This is a genomic window from Paucibacter sp. Y2R2-4, assembly GCF_025717535.1.
GTDB lineage: Bacteria > Pseudomonadota > Gammaproteobacteria > Burkholderiales > Burkholderiaceae_C > Paucibacter_A.
The window spans coordinates 506,675-525,366 of the sequence record NZ_JAJIRO010000001.1; the positions used below are offsets into that span (position 1 = coordinate 506,675).

16 protein-coding genes are annotated in these 18,692 nt (G+C 54.5%); 2 read left to right on the plus strand and 14 right to left on the minus strand.

The features are described from left to right. Positions 1 to 30: 30 nt before the first annotated feature. The 10 genes from xrtA to LNV06_RS02215 all read right to left on the minus strand — a co-directional run bounded on the left by xrtA (position 31) and on the right by LNV06_RS02215 (position 12,049). Positions 31 to 1,629 (minus strand): exosortase A, encoded by a 1,599-nt coding sequence (gene xrtA, locus LNV06_RS02170; protein WP_263536596.1) that lies wholly within the window; start codon positions 1,627 to 1,629, stop codon positions 31 to 33. Then, positions 1,626 to 2,843 (minus strand): TIGR03087 family PEP-CTERM/XrtA system glycosyltransferase, encoded by a 1,218-nt coding sequence (locus tag LNV06_RS02175; RefSeq protein ID WP_263536597.1) that lies wholly within the window; start codon positions 2,841 to 2,843, stop codon positions 1,626 to 1,628. Before LNV06_RS02175 ends, xrtA begins: the two co-directional genes overlap by 4 nt. A gap of 5 nt (positions 2,844 to 2,848) precedes the next feature. Then, entirely contained in the window at positions 2,849 to 3,895 is a 1,047-nt protein-coding gene (locus LNV06_RS02180; protein ID WP_263536598.1) for a FemAB family XrtA/PEP-CTERM system-associated protein, read from the minus strand. A gap of 6 nt (positions 3,896 to 3,901) precedes the next feature. Continuing rightward, positions 3,902 to 4,768, minus strand: a complete 867-nt coding sequence (locus LNV06_RS02185) for an XrtA system polysaccharide deacetylase (protein WP_318013414.1) — start codon at positions 4,766 to 4,768, stop codon at positions 3,902 to 3,904. A 160-nt stretch (positions 4,769 to 4,928) separates the two neighbouring features. Beyond that, positions 4,929 to 5,996, minus strand: coding sequence for an XrtA/PEP-CTERM system-associated ATPase (locus LNV06_RS02190; RefSeq protein WP_263536599.1), 1,068 nt, complete (start codon positions 5,994 to 5,996; stop codon positions 4,929 to 4,931). Positions 5,997 to 5,999: 3 nt separating this feature from the next. Continuing rightward, positions 6,000 to 7,637, minus strand: a complete 1,638-nt coding sequence (locus LNV06_RS02195) for a TIGR03016 family PEP-CTERM system-associated outer membrane protein (protein WP_263536600.1) — start codon at positions 7,635 to 7,637, stop codon at positions 6,000 to 6,002. Positions 7,638 to 7,659: 22 nt separating this feature from the next. After that, complete coding sequence (locus LNV06_RS02200) at positions 7,660 to 8,643, minus strand: XrtA-associated tyrosine autokinase (RefSeq protein WP_263536601.1); 984 nt, start codon at positions 8,641 to 8,643, stop codon at positions 7,660 to 7,662. A gap of 1 nt (position 8,644) precedes the next feature. After that, a complete protein-coding gene (locus LNV06_RS02205; protein WP_263536602.1) occupies positions 8,645 to 10,225 on the minus strand; it encodes an XrtA system polysaccharide chain length determinant in 1,581 nt (526 codons plus the stop codon). Positions 10,226 to 10,326: 101 nt separating this feature from the next. Then, positions 10,327 to 10,962, minus strand: coding sequence for an XrtA/PEP-CTERM system exopolysaccharide export protein (locus LNV06_RS02210; RefSeq protein WP_263536603.1), 636 nt, complete (start codon positions 10,960 to 10,962; stop codon positions 10,327 to 10,329). 220 nt (positions 10,963 to 11,182) lie between these two features. Next, the gene (locus LNV06_RS02215) at positions 11,183 to 12,049 is read right to left on the minus strand and encodes a ThiF family adenylyltransferase (RefSeq protein ID WP_263536604.1); all 867 of its coding nucleotides are present in this window, start codon (positions 12,047 to 12,049) and stop codon (positions 11,183 to 11,185) included. A 247-nt stretch (positions 12,050 to 12,296) separates the two neighbouring features. Here LNV06_RS02215 and LNV06_RS02220 point away from each other — a divergent pair, with 247 nt between their 5' ends. Together LNV06_RS02220 and LNV06_RS02225 are read left to right on the plus strand one after the other, a co-directional pair. Next, positions 12,297 to 13,292, plus strand: a complete 996-nt coding sequence (locus LNV06_RS02220) for a nitroreductase family protein (protein ID WP_263536605.1) — start codon at positions 12,297 to 12,299, stop codon at positions 13,290 to 13,292. Between the two features lie 6 nt (positions 13,293 to 13,298). Then, a complete protein-coding gene (locus LNV06_RS02225; RefSeq protein WP_263536606.1) occupies positions 13,299 to 14,123 on the plus strand; it encodes a DMT family transporter in 825 nt (274 codons plus the stop codon). A gap of 180 nt (positions 14,124 to 14,303) precedes the next feature. Here the strand turns inward: LNV06_RS02225 and LNV06_RS02230 are convergent, their stop codons facing one another. From LNV06_RS02230 to LNV06_RS02245, 4 genes are all read right to left on the minus strand, one after another. Further along, positions 14,304 to 15,119, minus strand: a complete 816-nt coding sequence (locus LNV06_RS02230; protein WP_263536607.1) for a PEP-CTERM sorting domain-containing protein — start codon at positions 15,117 to 15,119, stop codon at positions 14,304 to 14,306. Between the two features lie 186 nt (positions 15,120 to 15,305). After that, a complete protein-coding gene (locus LNV06_RS02235; RefSeq protein WP_263536608.1) occupies positions 15,306 to 16,463 on the minus strand; it encodes a glycosyltransferase family 4 protein in 1,158 nt (385 codons plus the stop codon). A gap of 68 nt (positions 16,464 to 16,531) precedes the next feature. Beyond that, the gene (locus LNV06_RS02240; RefSeq protein ID WP_263536609.1) at positions 16,532 to 17,344 is read right to left on the minus strand and encodes a S1 family peptidase; all 813 of its coding nucleotides are present in this window, start codon (positions 17,342 to 17,344) and stop codon (positions 16,532 to 16,534) included. Then, on the minus strand, positions 17,341 to 18,639 hold the full coding sequence (locus tag LNV06_RS02245; protein WP_263536610.1) for a GNAT family N-acetyltransferase: 1,299 nt from the start codon (positions 18,637 to 18,639) through the stop codon (positions 17,341 to 17,343). Before LNV06_RS02245 ends, LNV06_RS02240 begins: the two co-directional genes overlap by 4 nt. Positions 18,640 to 18,692: the final 53 nt, after the last annotated feature.

Genomic DNA, 18,692 nt, shown 5'->3' on the forward strand with positions numbered 1-18,692 from the left:
AGCGACGCAATGATTCAAAAGGCGTGATTCTCACCGAGCAAGGGCCTCGTTATGTGCTGAGTCACGGGCGAGCTGCAACATCTGAGTCAACTTGCCCCAGTTATCGCGTAAAAATTCCTCCACCAGCACGTCGGCTGAGCCCATTTCGTCTTGCTCAGCCGACACAAAAATAGCGGCACCATCATCACCCCGGCCCTGCAGTCGACTCAGCGCGCCGTAGAGCTTGGCGGTGGCGTCCTTGGATGTCAGGCGGCCATCTACCCAGAACAGATACCTGACGGCCAGTCTTTGTGGATGACCCATGCCGCCAGCATCGACCACTCGACGGCCACGCAGTTCGGCAGACCGCAGGGGCAAAGAGATACCGTGGAGTTGCAAATGACCGACGTTTTGGCTGACAGTGGCCCAATCTTGATCTTGTGAGCGGGTCAGCTCATTGCCCGAGCTGATCAGCTTGCTCTGATAGCTTTGGGCCCGGTAATAGGCCACAAACAAAGTGACAGCGCGATCATTCCCGCTCAAGTCTGCCTTGCGGTAAGTCTGCTGGCGGGACGCCGCTGATTTCTCATACTTCGGCACCCATTCGTGGGCTGGCAGGGCGACAGGCTGCCAGCCCTGTGCAGTCAGGTCAGGAGCGCGCAACTGAATCTCAGCGGCGCCATTTTGGTTATCCAAGAACGTCAAGGCACGGATCGGGAGACAGAGTAAGGCCAAGACGACTAAAACAGTACCCCACTGCGGTGCCAAAGCACGCGAGGATGTCAGGCCTGGAACGGGGCCGTAAGCATTCACGGGCTGCTCCGGATCGCTCCACCGCGCACCCACCATAAACATGGCAAGCATGATGATGCCGAAGAACACCCAACCATAGACCAGGTGATCAGCACCGACAGCTAGTTTGTTGCCAGAAAAATGGCCCAGCATGACGATGAAGTAAGCCCGGAACCAGTTGGCCAGGATAGGCAAAAAGAACGCCACGAACACAAACAGCACCCGCTTCTTCAAGGCGTTGAAATTGAGGTAGGCGAACAAAGTGCCAACCATCACGGAGGCCATTAAATACCGAATGCCACTGCACGCTTCCACCACCGACCAGTTGCCCGATGGGATGACGAAATCCTGGCCTTCCCTATATACGGGGATGCCACTCAGGCGAAGCGCCGAGACGGTGAAATCGGCAGTCCACTCCATCAAGTACGGCGTCATAAAGTCGCCCATCGGAACCGCAAAGAACAAAAAGCCCAGGGGAAAGGCAATCAGGCGTGAAATATCCAAACCCAATACGGCGGGGACGACAAACACCAACATTCCGACCAAGGCCAACTGGGTCATCGAATGTGCGAACACCAATTCACCCAGCAGCCAGATGCAAGCACACGCCGCAACAGCAATCAAAAACCCCCAAGCTGGACTGGGCTGCAGTTGCGCCAAGCGGCTTCGCTGACGCCAGATCAACCACAAGGAGATGGGCGGCACGACAAAGGCATGCGCATAGGTTTCCGACCGATGCCAGATCTCCACCATGGCGATTGCAGTATCGCGGTATAGAAAGAGCACGGCCAGCAAAGCCAGAACAAGGCAAGCCAGCGCTTGGCGCCAGGCGGGGGGAATTGGCAGATTCACTCTCATCTGGAAACGCTTGATTCAGTGAGCTGAGCTAAATGGCGATCGATGCCCGCGAGATGGGCATCCCAGCTGTAACTAGCCAAGACCCGCTCTCGCCCCGCAGCCCCCATGGCCTCGGCCCGCGCAGCCGAAGTCAACAAGGCACTCACTTCACGAACGAAGTCCTCGCTGCTTTCAGCATCAATCAACTCTTGACCCGCTTGCGCTTCAATAGCTTGCACACAGCTACGGGACGCAATCACTGGCCGCCCCATGGCCATCGCTTCCAGAATTTTGTTCTGAATGCCGCGCGCCAAGCGCAAAGGAGCAACAACAAGCGCCGCGTGTTGAAGATAGGGTCGAACGTCCGGCACAGTGCCCGTCACCGAAACGCCATCACTTGCCAAAGCCTCAACTGTGGCACTGGGGCTGCGCCCAACAATATAGAAATGAATGGCGGGCCAGCGTTCGCGCAGAGTTGGCAAAACATCCGTGGCAAACCAACTGACGGCATCAATATTCGGCCAGTAGTCCATGGCGCCGGTGAAAACCAAGGGCAATTGCCCAGATGGAAAAGGCGATGGTCGCGCAGCGTCTGGGGCAAAGAAGTCCGCATCAACACCATTGCCTAGCGCCTGAACCGGCGCCTGATGCCCCGGCGACCTTGCGAGAAACAAGTCAACTTCCTTGTCCGTTACAAAAAAGGATGCGCGCGCACGGGCGGCAACTTGCTGCTCGAAGTCAAGCAAGAATTGCCCCTCGCGGCGATACAGCCACGACATCGGCCAAACATGATTGGGGGCGTAGTCCGTCCACTTTGCGGAATCGAGGTCCACAAAATCCACCAACATGGGCACGTCGGGAAGAAGCATGGCGTATTGAGCCATCGGTGAAGAAAACACCACGGACGCATCAAAAGACTCTGCGCCCGCAATCCTGCGCACCCATTCACGCATGCCCGCATCCCGATAAAAAGGCAGACTAAGGGCCTCGCCCGTCATCAGCCCCCTGAGGGAACTCAGCTTGCCCCACCGAGGATCGATTTGGACCGCGTGCATCTCCACGCAAAATGGCCGAACGGTCTCGAGAAACTGCATGTCCTCTGGGTCGTCTACAAAGGTCCCCAGAAAAACGCGATGCCGCGCTGCAAGATGCTTGAGCAAATGGAAAGACCGGACCTTGTCCCCCTTATTGGGCGGATACGGCAGTCGGTGCACCAAATACAAAATATTGGCCACGCCAGTCAGCCCAAGTTACGCACGACATAGGGGCCAAGCCAATTGACGAACCCGCGTGGCAAACGACGCCAAGTCTTGATCATCAGCTGATACTTGGCATTCGCCGGATTGTTTTGAGGCACAGCATCACGCTTGTAAAGGCAGTATTCATACCGCAGCGGTGTCGGCTCAAAGCCCCAGTTTTTCTTGAAAGCATATGAGCCCGTGCCCTGCTTGCTTCGGCCGTAATCGAAAACTTTTAGGCCGCGCGAACAAGCACGTCGCAGTAACTCCCAGTATTTGAAATCGTTCCCGGCCAAGTCTCGCGCCGCCTCATCATCGCCGGCGTAATAAGGCAAGACCTCGTCACGGAAGTAAAAACTCAGGACCGTGCTGAGCGGCCGCCCAGTTGCATCAGTGACTGTCAGTACCTCGGCATCAGCGCCAAACTCGTCCAGCAAAGCCGCAAAGTAGCGCTTCGGCATAGCAGGAGTGCCATGTCGATGCATATTGTCGGCATACAGCTCAAAGAAACGGTCGACATTGGCATCTATATGTCCTACCAGACCATTCTTGATGCCCTTACGCACACTCGCGCGAGCCTTGCGTGGAATGGCCAACATATTGGCCTCTTCATCGGGCAGGATTTCTTTACGAAAGGTGACGTACAGGTCTTGCTGAGGCCAGTCTGGGTGCCTAGGCTGTAGGTTGCGAAATTCCAGATGCTCGACACCCAGTTCTTGGGCAATACGCTGAGCCTCTTGCTCCAAGATCTGCGCCGCATCTTCATTGCTCGCAGCCACCCCGCCATAGACAGCGAAAGGCAAGGCGATCAAGGAATGACCAAATAGCACACTCTTCACTTGCGCCAACGGCAGCACAGCTTCAATACGCCCCTGGCGTTCTGCACAGAGGAAATAGCCTTGATGACCGAACACCTGCTCAACCATGCGTAGCCAGCCGGCGCGATGAAAGAACGTCGCTTGTGGGCAGCCCAGGACAAATTCATCCCAACGCTGAGCCAACAAAGCGTCTTGCGCCTGCAGGCGCTTGATTTGGAAAGTAGTCGTCATTCGGGCTCAGGCTGAGAGAGTTGAAGCTTGATGCTTGAGCACATCCTCAGCTGGACCCGCCTTACGACCCAAGAAAATCTCATCCATACGGCCCCAAGAAAAGTCCTGCAGCAGATGAGCAATGCGAGCATGGGTGCGATCAATATTGACGTAATGCCTGAAACGCGTTTTGCGATCTATGCCGTCCACGCGGGGCTGATCACTGTCAATTTCCCAGGGGTGGAAGTAAAACACCGCCGATTGCTGATCTACCGTATTGACCTTGCGAATCATCCATCGCGACAAGGCATAGGGTAGCAATCGGAAATAGCCGCCTCCACTCGATGGAAGGTTCTTATTGAACATGCGCAATGTCGTGACGGGCACCTCAAGCAGCCCCTCGCGCACAGGGTAAGCAAAACGAGGCGAATCCGGCATGCCGTAATGATCGTGCTGGATGGGATAGACGCTGGAACTGTAGCGATAACCTGCCTCGAGCAGGGTATCAAATGCCCAAAGATTCCCAATTCCAATCGAAAAACTAGGTGCCCGATAGCCCAGTACTTCTTGGCCGCCGAGGTCCTCAAGCAGCGCTTTCGTTCGCACAATATCATCGCCAAAAGCGGCCGGCGTTAGATCACTGACTCGCTGATGGCCAAAGCCATGACTGGCCAATTCATGGCCACTGGCCACAATTTTTTTCACCAAATGCGGGTAGCGCTCGGCCACCCAGCCCAAGGTGAAAAAAGTCGCCTGGGTTCGATGCTCGGCCAACAAGGTCAGAATGCGCTCGACATTGCGCTCGACGCGGCACTCGCGACGATCCCAATCACCCCGAGCGATATAGGGCGCGAAAGCCGAGACCTGAAAGTAGTCTTCCACATCGATGGTCATGGCATTGCGCAGCGTAGGGGGCGAAGTAGGCGTCAACATAGTTTTGGGGTACGACAACGGATTGAAGCTTGAAAGCGAAGGCACATGAGCAAGAAACCCCAAACACAATCAAACGCAAGCAGGCCCGGAAGGTTTTAGGGGCCAGCTTCTCGGATTGGTTTTAGTCTTGCTTGACCGAACTCAAAAGACGCTGCATCAGTTGCAAGGTCTGAAGATTGATGCGTTCCAGCCGCAGCAAACTGGCTTCTAAACGCTGCAAACGATCTGCCTGTTGGCCGTCACCGAGTTTCTCAAACTCAGAAGACAGGGCTGCGACGTCATCTGCCCCAAGATTCAAACGAGACAGGTCGTAGCGACTACCATCCTGCAAGGCTGCCAAGGCATCCACGCCCTCCCCTTGCACCGCCTTCGGAACCTCAATCTCTTGGGCTATGTCGCGCAACGCTTCTTCCACATCTGACAAAGCCAAATGAGTCTTGCTGCCCATAAAGCCCAGCAACAAGAGCCGATCACACAGTGAATTGATACGTCGAGGAATCCCTTGACTTGCCTTGAAAATGGCAGGGAAAGCATCCGCGGCGAAGGTGGGCTTACCCGTGCTGCCCGCGCACTTCAAGCGATGCTCGATATAGCGCTGAGTCTCATCTTCATCCAAAGGGCCAATATGGCAGGTAGCGGCCACACGCTGACGGAACTGCTCCATCTCCGGTCGCTGCAAGATGCCACGAAACTCCGGTTGCCCCACCAAAAAAGTCTGCAACAAGGACTGGTTGCTGAACTGGAAGTTCGACAACATCCGTAACTCTTCAACTGCGCGGGCAGTGAGATTCTGAGCTTCATCCACAATGAGCAGGCAGCGCTTGCCTTGACTGGTTTGGCTGACGAAGAAGGCTTCCAAGGTCATCAAGACCTCAGACTTGGGCAAGTCTTTGACACGCACGCCAAATGCCGACCCCACCATGCGCAAGGTATCTTCGGCATCGAGTTGGGTGGTGACCAAGTTACCAATCACCACATTGCTGCGATTCAAGCTGTCGAGCAATCCTCGCAACAAGGTGGTCTTGCCCGCTCCGATCTCGCCGGTGATGACAATAAAGCCGTCATTGCGCAGAACGCCGTAGTCGAGATAGGCCTTGGCACGCCGATGCTGCTTGCTACCGAAGTAGAAGTTCGGGTCCGGGCTGAGCTGAAAAGGCTTGCTGCTCAAGCCATAGAACGCTTCGTACATTTGTTAGAACTGGTGAACCAAGGTTGCAAAGACGGCATTCTCTCGATAAGGCAAATTGCCCTCGAAGTGTGAATACCGCGCGCCCAGATTGAGCGAGCCTTTTGAGCCCAAACGTCCTGTCCAGCTCAGATTGATGGTTCGAAGCGTCGTGGACAAGCTAGCCTGATCACCTCGCGTTTGCTGCTCAGATAGCGCCAGATTGGCCGAACTTTCTGGCGTCAAACGATATGAAAAGGTGGCGCTGGCGCCTCGTTGCAAGACGGTCGACGATTGAGCCAAATCACCTTGACCAGGCACTTGACCACCGATACGGCCATTCTTGCTCTGATTCAACATGGCCGTCGCAGATGCACGCAGCCCTTGCCAGGACAGCGACAACTCCTGCCTACGCTGCAAAGAAGGAGCAGAAGACAGAAAGCCCGAATTGGCCGCCGCGTTTGGGCTGATCCCTGCTTCCTGCAAGAACTGCCGCACTTTGGCATCGCGAATCACCGGATCAGGGTACAAGCTCTGAAACTGGAAAAAGTAGAGCTCGTAAATCGTCATTTGGCCGCCCGCGCCACTGTCCAAGCCCTGAGACACCGACGTGTTGTCAGAGTATCGAATCGACGAGCGCTGAAAGCGATGACTCACGCTCAAAGAATGGCTGCTTCCGTAGTCATGGTGTTGGTAGTCCCCTTGTACCGAGGTTCGAGGCGTGGGAGTCCACACGGCGTTGAGACCTGCCGTAGGACCCGACTGACCCGATCCCGTCTTCAGGTCACTCCGTTCCAAGCCGGCATTGGCACCCAGAGAAAAATCAACATCGAGTCGGTAATTCAAGCCTCCTGTTGCGGAGGAACGGAAGTTGTCGTTGCCCGCTTTGAAGTGCGATTGCTGCGCGCTTATCAAACTCCACCAGGACAATGGGCCCTTGGCAATACCGTCCGCGCGCAAACTCAGGTCGAGCAAGCGTGAGTCGCCAATAGCTGACTCCTTCGCATCGGTGAACGAGGCGTTAACCTTGGCTTCAACCCGGGCGAGGTCTGCCAATCTTCCGCGCAGACTTGGCGTTATTGTTAAATTTGCGACATCGGTGCTATTCGGGTTCCGAATTGCATTCTCGGTCGATACCTGTTGTCCAAACGCAGAGGCCTGCTGTTGACTGTAGCTCGCACGCATGTCAACGAAAAAGTACCGGTCAATCAATTCCAAGTTGGCATTGGCCGACAGAGAATGCTGAACGTTGCTGTCCCGATCAGTCTTGGCGTAAACAATGCCGTTCAGAGCGTAGTCAAGATTGCCGCGAAGACGCCCACTGTTATTACTGATCGAGATTCCTGGCGCAACGATTGAGAACAGGGCTTGATCTTTGGCTCGATCTTGCAATGCCAGATTGTCTGTCCAAGTTTGCGTCAGGCTGATGCGCGGTTGAACTCGAAGCCCCGCCCCTGCACCAAAGCCTCCCGCGCCCCCACCCGATGCCGATGTCGAGCTCAGGCCTGCCCCATTTGCTGCACTGCCGACAACTGTGCTCTCCGTTTGAGCCGCAACAAACTCTGGCACGGTCATCAAAAAAACGGCGGCTGCAATGACGCTGCCTGGGTTCACAGTTGAATGCGAGCGCAGGGGCGAAGCAATCCCTTTGGACGCGGCACTCAAGCAGGTGCGCCGAGCCAAACGATCAGGTCTTAGCCGCGTCACCGCTGTCCCCATATCCATAGCCGTAACCGTAGCCATATCCGTAGCCTGATCCGTAGCTCCCATGGGCATTGTCAGCAGCCTGGTTCAACAGCATCATCTTCAATGGACAAGATTCGATGGTTGCCAATGCTTGTTGCACCGCACTTTGGGCTGTGCTCTCAGCGCGGACCACAACCACGATTTGCCCCATATGGGAGGCAAGAACACGAGATTCGGTGGTCAAGAGCAAAGGCGGCGAATCAAAAATAATGATTCGATCGGGGTAGCGCTTCGCCATGTCTTCCAACAGGTTGCTCATCGCATCACTGGCCAGAATTTCAGTCGCGCGTTGATGCGGAGTGCCGCTGGGCAGCAACGTCAGCTTGTCCACGTTGGTCCGCATCATGACGTCTGCCATGTCGTACTTTTGCTCCAACACGTCAAGCAGACCTGGGCCTTGCGGCAGCCCCAACATGCGCAACATAGAGGGGCGCGCCACATCCGCATCGACCAACATCACGGTGTTGTCCAATTCGGCCGCAATGCTCAGAGCCAAATTCAAAGAGGTGAAGCTCTTGCCCTCCCCAGCCAATGCACTGGTGACCATGATCAGGTTGGCATGATTCAGGGTCGCAGCGCCCTTGCCCATGGCGTTTTTGATCAGCGGCCGCTTGATCACGCGATATTGATCGGCCAACTGGGTGCGACCTGCGTTGGGCGTCACAAACCCTTGCGCAGCCAACGCGTCCAAATCCAGTTCCACTCGTCGAGAGAGCGGATTGGCTTGAGCTCCGTCAACATGCTCACTGGACGCAGCAGCGTTGCGCTTTTCGTCTGCGGCCAACTCTGCCTCAACAGAAGCGACCGTTTTTTCAAGCAAGGTCGGCGCCGCAGCAACCGGAGCGACTGATTCCTCTGGCAGCACCACGCCAGCTTGTCGCAGTTGTTCCAGCCGACGCGCAGCTTGTTCGATCAGGCTAGTCATATCAGGCCACCGCCCTTGTCATCAAAAACGCCATCGCCGAAAGTCCAAACACAAACAATGCCAGCAGGCTTCCCGCGGCCGCCCCAAACCTAATCAAATCCTTGCGCTTGCGCTGGATGTCCGCAGCCGTTGTCAACCGTGTGACCACGCCCAAAATTGGTAGGTCGATCCGCGAGCGAAGCTCAAGCTCATCGTGAAACACGGGCCGCAGTTGACTCACCAGGAATGCCGTTGCCAAGCCAGCAGCAAGTGCAGCCGCCATCACACCGGCTAACAAGAGAAGTCGATTTGGCGCAACAGGCTTGGGCGAGACTCGTGGTGGGTCGATCAATCGAAAGTCGACAACACCCGCAGCCAAATCCAACTCACCTGACATCGAGGCAGATTCGCGCCGCGACACCAACTCTTCGTAGTTCTTCTTGTGAATCGCATAGTCTCGATTCAATTGAGCCGCCTCCGCTTCGAGTTGAGGTGCAGTCTGAACACTAGCCAAAGCCTTGCCATAGCGCGCAGAGTACTCATCCACGCGGGCTCTCAAGGTTGCGACCTGCACTTCAGCCGAAGCCAACAAACGGCTCATTTCCTGCGCGGTCGCACTACCGCCGTTCATGCCTGCCGCAGATGGGGATGCCAAAGCTGTCTTGCGTAGCTCCTTCATCTTTGTACGTTTTTCCTCTTCGATATCTGCAATGGACTTGCGCGCACTGATCACGTCCGGGTGCTGCTCGGTGTAACGCTGCAAGAGCGAATCCAGATTGCGCTTCTGCGCATCGAGGCGAGCATCCAATTCGGGAGTCGAAAGGTTAAGGTTTGATTCCTGCAGCAAGCTTTGCGTCGTGCTCATCACGCCCTTGCGCTCGGCTTCCAGCTGCTGTTTGGCGGCATCACGGCCGTTGACGGCTTCTCGATATTCCAGACGGGCCCGCTCGAGCTCGGCACTCATTTCCCGCAAACGCGAGGCCGAGTCCTTCCCGTCCGCATCCATATTCTGCAAATTACGTAGGCGGAACTCTTTCAAGCGACCTTCCGCCTCTTCGAGCTTGGCTTCGTAGTTCTTGATTTGCTCATTGATAAATGTCGCCGCGGTGGCTGAGTCCTTTCGGTTGGACCCCAAGCTCGACTCGACAAAAATCGAAACGAACGACTGAACCACCCTTTTGGCGCTCTCCTTGTCGGAGTCGCGATAGGCCAAGGTGTACAGATTGTCTCGAGCAGTGCTCTGAATCGACAAATTCTTGATCACATTCTCGATCAACGCCTCTTGCTGAGCTTTGGATTGGTTTTTCAAATCCAAATCCGCCATGCGGATCAGCTTCTCGACATTTGGTCGACTGATCAGGGTGCGGCTCAACATCACCACCTGCTGTTCGATGTTGGGCTGAATCGCCAATCCAGACATCAACGGCTTCAAGATCGACTCCGTATCCACATAGATGCGCGCACTGGCCTCATAGCGGTCGGGCATCATCATCACAAACACTGAGCCCGCAATGCCCACCAGCCAAGCCACGACAAGACCCGGCCAGCGGTACTTCCAGCTTCGCTTGGCGATAGCAAAAATCTGGGCAATCAATAAATCCATCGGCGGATGATCTCTAGAAGGATGAGCCAGAAATTTGGCCAAATGATCAAAACTTGGCCCGCAATATGCGGACCAGAGGGGCTTGCCCTCAAAACATCAAATCAGAAGAAGCTCTGAGGAATGATCAGGACGTCACCGGGACGCATTTCAACGTTTGCAGTCACGTCACCTCGCTTGATCAGATCCTTCAAGCGAACCGAGTACTGCTTGCCTCCGTCGGTCGAACGCAAAATCGTGGCTTCATTGCCGGCTGCAAAGTCAGTCAATCCGCCGACGGCAATCATGACGTCCAAGATCGTCATCTTTTGCTTGTAAGGCAATGCCTGTGGCCGCGCAGCCTCACCGATCACGCGAATCTGCTCACTGTAGGGCCCGACAAAACCAGTCACGATCACTGTCACGACTGGATCACGCACATACTTGCTGAGTTGCTTTTCAATTTCTCGCGCCAACTCAATGGGGTTCTTGCCTTGCGCTACCAACTCATCGATCAGTGGCGTCGCGATCTTTCCATCGGGCCGGACTGGCACGGCCATGGACAACTCAGGATTGCGCCACACAATGATGTTGATGTTGTCACCTGCGCCGACGATGTAGCTGTAATCAGCGACCGCCGCAGAAACAGGTGCTGGCGGATGGCCGCCAGACGAACTGGCACAAGCTTGTAGCAAGGCCAAAGTCGCGGCACAAAGAGCAAAGCCGAGCTTGCGCGAGGTGAATTGAATGCTCTTGATCATGGCAAATCCTCAAATATCTAAAAATTGTTGCTTCTAGCCCAATGCAAGCCGCGGCTTCTCAGCCCTTGAAGCGCGCCGGGATCATCCCACAAAGAATCGACATGTCACCCGCCTGATTAAAGGGAAATGACCACAAAACCAGTCAAGAACCAGCGTCATGGCAATTCAGTCACACAAGGCGGTCGCACCACGTCAAACTCAGCGCTGGGCCAAAAGGAATTTAACCTTTCAACAAGGGCCTGATCAGCGCCAACAAAATCTTCTGCAACGGATTTGCGTTCCCAAATGGACGCCAAGTGAAGCTGAGCTTCTGCTTGTAGGCATCAAACTGCATAGCCCAGGGTGCCGCCCTAAGGGGACCGCGTTCAAGCAAGACCTTCAGCACAGAAGTACCCATCACCCCGGCGCACAAATCACAAGCCATCATGGTTGAAGGACCACGCTTTTCCTTGAAATTGACTGCCTCGAGATCCGCCAGATAGCCACGTTGCAACATCGCTGGCGACAAACCAGCTATAAATCTCGCGTATTTCTCGTTTTCCTCGCAGCCTTCCACTTTGAAATAGTCCTCGAAGCTCATTGATCCCGGTTTGAAATACAGAAGTGCGACGCCCATACCGAGTGGAGCAGCAGTCAATGCAGGGATACCTCGCTCATAACAAGCTGCGAACAACATACGCCTGGCTTCAATCGCGAAAAAGTCGAGGCTATCAACGTAGACATCCACATCTCGCAAAAATTCGTCTAAGTTAGCAGCGACAACTCCTGCATCGAGTCGCAGGATCTTGGCTTGAGGATTAATCTCCAGCACTTGTTGATGCAGAACTTCCGCCTTCGGGCGACCGACAGTCGACATCATTGCTCCCACTTGCCGGTTGAAGTTGTGCACTTCAAACTGGTCGAAGTCTGCAATGCTGAAGGCACCCACACCCAAGCGAGCAAGCGTCAACAAATGGGCGCCGCCAACGCCACCGAGCCCCGCTATCGCGACTCGAGCGCCCCGCAACTTCTGTTGCTCTTCCCGCGTGACCCATCCAATATTTCTTGAGAAAGCACGGTCATAGTCGAAAACTGGGCTTGTTTCCAAGAGCACACCTCCAAACAACTAAGCAAAATTGATCCAGACCTTTCGGCTTCGCCTCAGTCTCGCAGCACGACCGGGCATTTCAAAGCTCGAACAAGACCAGATTTTGAGCAAGACCAAACTTTCTTGAACAACGACAGGCCAATTCAACATGACTTCAGACGACAAGCTCCGCCGAATTCTGGACCTGGGTCGCTGGGCCCCAAGCGGCGACAACACGCAACCTTGGCGATTCGAAATCATCGCGCCTATGCATGCCGCAGTACATGGCTTTGACACGCGAGAGCATTGCGTCTACGACCTTGACGGACATTCCAGCCAAATTGCATTTGGCGCATTGCTGGAGACGATCGCGATCGCGGCAAGCCAGTTTGGCTGGCAACTCAGCATTACTCATCGCCAAGAGTCGCCGGAAAGCCGCCCCGTCTTCGATCTGTATTTTGAAGCGAAACCCGACCTCGCCGTTGATCCGCTGCTCAGCTACATCGAAAGGCGAACCGTGCAACGACGCCCCATGAGCACCCGCGCCCTGAACCAGGATCAAATACGAGCGCTTGAAAACGCGGTCGGCCCCAACTTTTCACTGGTGTGGAAACATGGTTTCAAGAACAAACTAGCCACAGCAATGCTGCTCTTTAGGTCAGCCAAGTTGAGACTCACGCTGCCCGAAGCCTTTGAGGTGCACCGCAGCGTGATCGAATGGCAGGCTCAGTTCAGCGCGGACAAAATTCCGGACCAGGCCCTGGGATCTGACCCCCTCACCACCCGTGTGATGCGTTTTGCGATGCACAGTTGGGAGCGGGTGCACTTCCTGAATCGATTCCTCGCCGGAACTTGGGCTCCGCGCCTGCAACTGGATCTATTGCCCGGCCTGTCTTGCGCCGCGCATTTCCTGATGGTGGCACATCAATCACCCAAAACCATGGATGACTACATTGAAGCGGGTCGCCGCATGCAGCGGCTATGGCTAACGGTCACTCAGTTGGGCCTATCCATGCAGCCCGAGATCACGCCTTTGGTGTTTTCACGCTACGCCAAAGATGGCCGGACCTTCAGCCGTGAAGCCTTTGCGAATGCTTCAGCCAGACAGATCCGCGATGAAATGCAGATGCTGGTCGGCGCTCAAAACTGTGATCAAGCCGTATTCATGGGCCGCATTGGACACGGCCCTGCAGCCACGTCCAGATCCTTGCGTCGACCGCTGGACGAGTTACTCCTACCCAACGCTTCAGCCCGCAATGTTTGACACGCAATGAACGTCATCCTGACCACACTCGCAGCCACCGTATTCATACAGCTGGGCTATTTTCTATGGAAGCTATCCGCTGATAGGCACAAGGAAGTCAGCCAAGACGGCCCCACTGAAAAACAGAATGCGCTCAGCCACCATCTTCGAGACTGGCGCTGGCTGAGCGGTTTGCTTGCAACCAGCTTGGGCTGGGTCTTCTTTGTCAAAGCCACCGCCATCGGGGAAATCAGCTTGGTCCAACCCTTGATGTCGACCGGAGATTTATTGCTGGTCTTCCTGGCTGTGTTCGTACTCAAAGAACGCCTTCGCCTATTGGAATGGGCGGGGGTTTTGGTCATCGTGTTGGGCGCGGGACTCTTGTCCTGGAACAGCCAGTCCATGCCCAGCATTGGGATGGACTCACACAAGCTTTGGGCTTTTGTCGGGGGGCAGATTGCCGCGGTGCTTGGCATATTCATTGCGTTGAAATCCGGCAAAAGCCCGGAATTGCTCCTCGCCCTTTTGGTCGGACTCGCTTTCGGAGCAGGGGCCATCCTCACCAAGGCCCTGACCGCCGACGCCCCTGAGCTTAGCTTGCATTTGCTCACCAACCCGCTGATGTTAGCCGTCATCGCAGCCAATGCAACTGGACTTGTATGCCTTCAGACTGCATTTCACCGCGGCCGAGCCAGCGTGATCGTACCGGTGCAATTGGCAATTGCAAGCGGCTCCGCCGCCTTGGCGGGTGCATGGGTATTCCAAGAACACATCAGCAGCTTAAGAATTTTGGGAATGGTTGCCATTGTGATGGGCACCAGTTTGCTCAAGGCTGAAAAACAAAACTCCTAAAAGTTGATCTCGAAAGGTATGGGCGCACTGGGCAGTAGACCCGGTGCTGCTTGCATCAGCACATTTAACTGCGCAACGCAAAACCAAGAAGGAACTTCTCAAGCAGCAACAAAAAAAAGGGACCCGAAGGCCCCTTCTTTCCCGACGCTCAAGCGGAGCGAAGCGTCAGGCAGCGTCCAATTACTTGACAGCCTTTTGGCGACGGGCGACGCCCAGACCGACTAGAGCCAAACCAACCAGGGCAAGCGAAGTTGGCTCAGGGATGGATCCTGCGTAATCGATTTGCAGGTCGATCGAGTTCTCATAGAAGGCAGCAGGATTGATGATGGCCTGCAAAGCGCCCAGCTTCGCGAAATCAACCGCACCGTCAGCACCAGTGCTCAGCAAAGCACCAGAAGGCAAGACAGTACCGTTTTGACCAGCTGCACCGCCGAAATCGGAGAAAGTAACGGTACGGTCGCTAAAGCCAGCCAGTGCGAACAAAGTCATTCTGGACCAGTGCGTCGCGTCCGTATAGGCCTCGATCACAAATGGGAAGCCAAGATCAGACTTCAAGACTTTCAGGCGGAACTGGCTGCCTTGTGCATTCAGATCAAATGCGCCCAAACCGGTCTTGTTGAGTGCACTTGCAAACGAGGCTTCGGATGCAGCAGTCGCGCCAACCACGCCAGCAGATCCGTCCCAACGGATGTAGCCGGTGCCAGTGCCACCCGTTGCCGTGCTGTAGCTGTACTTGCCGTTGTTCACACCTGCGGACACGTTGCCGGAAGCATCACCGTCGTCAGCGTCGCCGCCCTTGCGCTCGACGAAAATCGTGCGCGAACCACCCAGGATTCCGGAGTTCTCGATACGGCTGTAAAAGCCAGAGTTATCCACGGTGTTGTCCGTCAAAGTCGCCTGCTTGGCGCTGAAGTCGTCAATCGTGAACTCTGCGTGAGCAGCAAAGCTGGCTACAGCAGCAGCAATCACCACTGCGAGCTTGTTGAATTTACTCATATCAATTCCTCTAAACAAGATTCAAAAAAGGCTGCTTTTTTATCCCAGCCCACCACACTTGCGGTGAACTATAAGCAGTTGGCATGCCAACTTGAAAAAGTCTTTTTAATTCAGGTACTTATAAAAAAGTTTCGCGTCAAATCACAAAACAGAGCCTGCAACTGTAAAGAAAGCCGACACGCACATTCAGGTCAGCTTTCGCCCTGAGACGTCTTGCACTGTCTGGCGATAGGCGTTGACTAAATTGACCATGACACGCCCCGCCTCAAAACGCTGCGAACGCAGTTGCCCAGCTGCCCCCATCTTGAGTCGCATACCAGGATCAAGATGCATCGCGATCAGGCTTTCTGCCAGCTCTTGATCCTGGTCTGCACGCACGACGTAGCCGTTCACTCCATGCTCAACGAGTTCCGTGGCAGACACCACTGAGTCCGCAACGATCACAGGCTTACCAAACCACATCGCCTCCATCGCGACCAGGCCCTGAGTTTCCACCCAAGATGGCAACACAAACACATCGCAAGCTTTGTAGAAGCGGGCCAATTCGCCATGTCCAAGAAAGCCCAGGAATCGAACTGACTGCCCAAGGACCAGTGCATCACATTGACGCATCAGGGATTCTTTATCCGCGCCAGCCCCGGCAATCCAAAGCTGCGCCTCCGGGACCCTCTGACGAAGCTGGGCGAAACTTCGCAGCAAGAACGGGATGTTCTTCTCTGGGTTCAGACGGCCCGCAAACATGACGGCGAAACCAGCCTCACTTTGCTGAGCCTCAACTGACTCAGGTGCGACGAAATCCACAGGATTGCTGATGAATCGAACCGGTGCACGTATTCCTTTACCGGGAAGCGTCGCAGCCAAGTTCTCCGACACCGAAATCACCAAATCCGCCGAATTACAAATGGCCACGATCTTGCTCACAATTAAGCGCCGAAACGGCCGCATGGGCAAAGGTTGAGTCAAATGATCTTCGGTCATATGGTAGGTGTACACCACAGGCAATGAGCGCTTGACACACAACGGCATCGCGCGCAGAAGCATCAAACCGAGATAGTGGAAATGAACCAAATTCGGTTTTATGACACCCAGCAAATACTCGAGTGTTTTGACCGAGGGAATGGCTTGATAAAAACCAAATGCCTTGATGGTCCTGACTCGATACACTTTCACGCCCAGCCATTCCTCATACTCGGGTTCAGCGGGACGCCGTGAGGTGATGATGGACACCTGATGGCCAAGCTCGACCAAACGGCGGCACACCACTTGCAGATGGCTGCCGACTCCGGTAGCTCCAGGCAGAAAATCGTCGGACAACATACAAATCGACAAAAATTCTGCGGACATAGGGCTTTGCTCCAAATTAGGTGATTCTTCTCACGCCCAGTATCGCCCAACGGAACCGAAGATGGCCTTCAGGGCCTACTTTCCTGCAGAAGAGTCAAAACATGTGCCGCAGGAATCGCATAGCTGATGCCTGTTGGATTTGAAATGGCGGTCTCGCGCGCACCTTTGATCATCACACTATTGATCACGGCCACCAACTCGCCGGTCTCAGGGTCAAAGACAGGTCCACCACTGTTACCAGGATATGCGGTCGCATCCAGTTGATAGATCTGAAAATTGCCACGCCGCAATTGCGCCACCGTTTTCTCAGTCAGATACTGAGAAGTTGGTGGAGGCAACGCCAGCGCTGCGACCGAGGAGATGACGCCACGATGGGTGACGTGGGAGTACCCCAAGACTCCACCAATAGGAAAACCCATAAATGCAATGGCCTGGCCTTCTTGTGCTGGAACCTCAGCAATCTTTAAGGGAGGGATAGCCGGGCCATCCATGCGAAGTAGTGCCAAATCCCTGGAACGATCAAGTGTTACCACGTTCACTTTCCTGAGGTTCCATTGACCTACTCCCGACCAGGTCATGACCGCAAGTTGTTGCCCCGGCCCATTAGGCAGGGTTTCTGGCAAGACATGGGCATTGGTAACAAGCTCCAGTCCAGACGAGACTGCAAATCCAGTCCCTCGAAAAGTAAACCTGGGATTGTCGGTAGCGCCGTAAATACCAACAAGAACCACTGAGGGCTTCAATCGAGCGATTGTTGCCGGCAAATCAGCGCGGCAATGCGACACAAAAAAGACACAGATCGATAACGCCAATAAAACGGCAAGGGATCGACGCCACTGACCACAATCCATTTGGCTTCTATGGCAATGATAGCGAGTCAATGCAAAAGATCTCCAGACGTGACCCCGACTTCTAACGCTGCTACACAATCTCGCCAACAGCGATCCGGCTCCTCCAATTTGAAGCCGAAGAAGAGGTTACCTTCAACATCCTTTCGACGCATCACTTTGACAGAGACAAGAGAGCGCTCTGAGCGACCCAAATCAATTTCCGCATGACCGATGGCATCCACTGGAATTTCCAATTTGCACTCGGCTTGAAAGCCACCAAGCGACACCTCAATCACATGTAATACGTAGGCTCGCTCAACTTCAGAACCACTTGTCTTCAGTTTCACTACACCAGGACATCGAATGGAATACCTCTGATGCTGCCGCAAAGGATGGGAAACCAAAGCAGTTCCTGTCAACATCGGCAACACCGAACGATACTCTGCCATATTGTAGATTTGCCAAAGCAGCGCCTTATTCCGGTCATCCAGCTCTTCGAATACTTTGCTTTTACGGTTGAAGAAGTGATCAAGCAATTCAGGCGTCATGACTGGGTCATTGGTCGTGTGATAACGGCGCTGAGGAAGCTGAATATTTGACAATCCCTGCAAAAAGAAATATCGGTGCATGTTCTTTCTTGGCGGGCGCCCCTTGTAACCCACCTTGAAAAGTTCAGCTGCATGATGCAAATCGAGTGTCGCCCCCACAGCGGGTGCGCCATTCGCAAAGTCATACTTATCGACGGGCATCTCCTGCAGGCGCTCAAAAAACAATAGGGCCTCATAGAGTTCAATCTTGTCGGGATTGACGGCAATCACCAAATGTCGGGTGTCAAAAAATTCTGTACAGTACTGATGCATAAACTTCATCAGAGGAAAGAGAATGGCGCCACCCGTCTTGCGCATGTCCGGGTGAACGGCCAAAGCAGAAATCTCGGCAATCTGGCCGCTTTTAGCACGGACCGCTTCCAAATCAAAAATGCGTTGCAAAGGGAAGCCAAAAACACCCTCACGAATCATGGACATCGTTCCTACGACTCTACCGTCATACTTGGCACACAAAGTAGTCGTAGTGGGCAAAGCATGATAGGGCGTGATGCGCATACCCGAGGGATCTGGCTTCATAAAGCCACTGGCTACATAAGCATCATGAAGAATTCGAAAACAGTCCTCCAACTCGGACTTTGTATTCGCAATCTTCAATTCCAAACGATTGGAGGGCTCGGGGTCGCAATCGACCATCGACCGATAAAACGAAAAACGAATCGTGCTAGGCAATGAACCCAGCACGCGCCTCAGCAATTGGTGGAAACTCTTTTTGAGGCCTGATCTGCGCACGGACTTCATCGTCATTATTCCTTTGAATCAAGCTGCCAAACAGCGAGCGAAATTACGTTCGG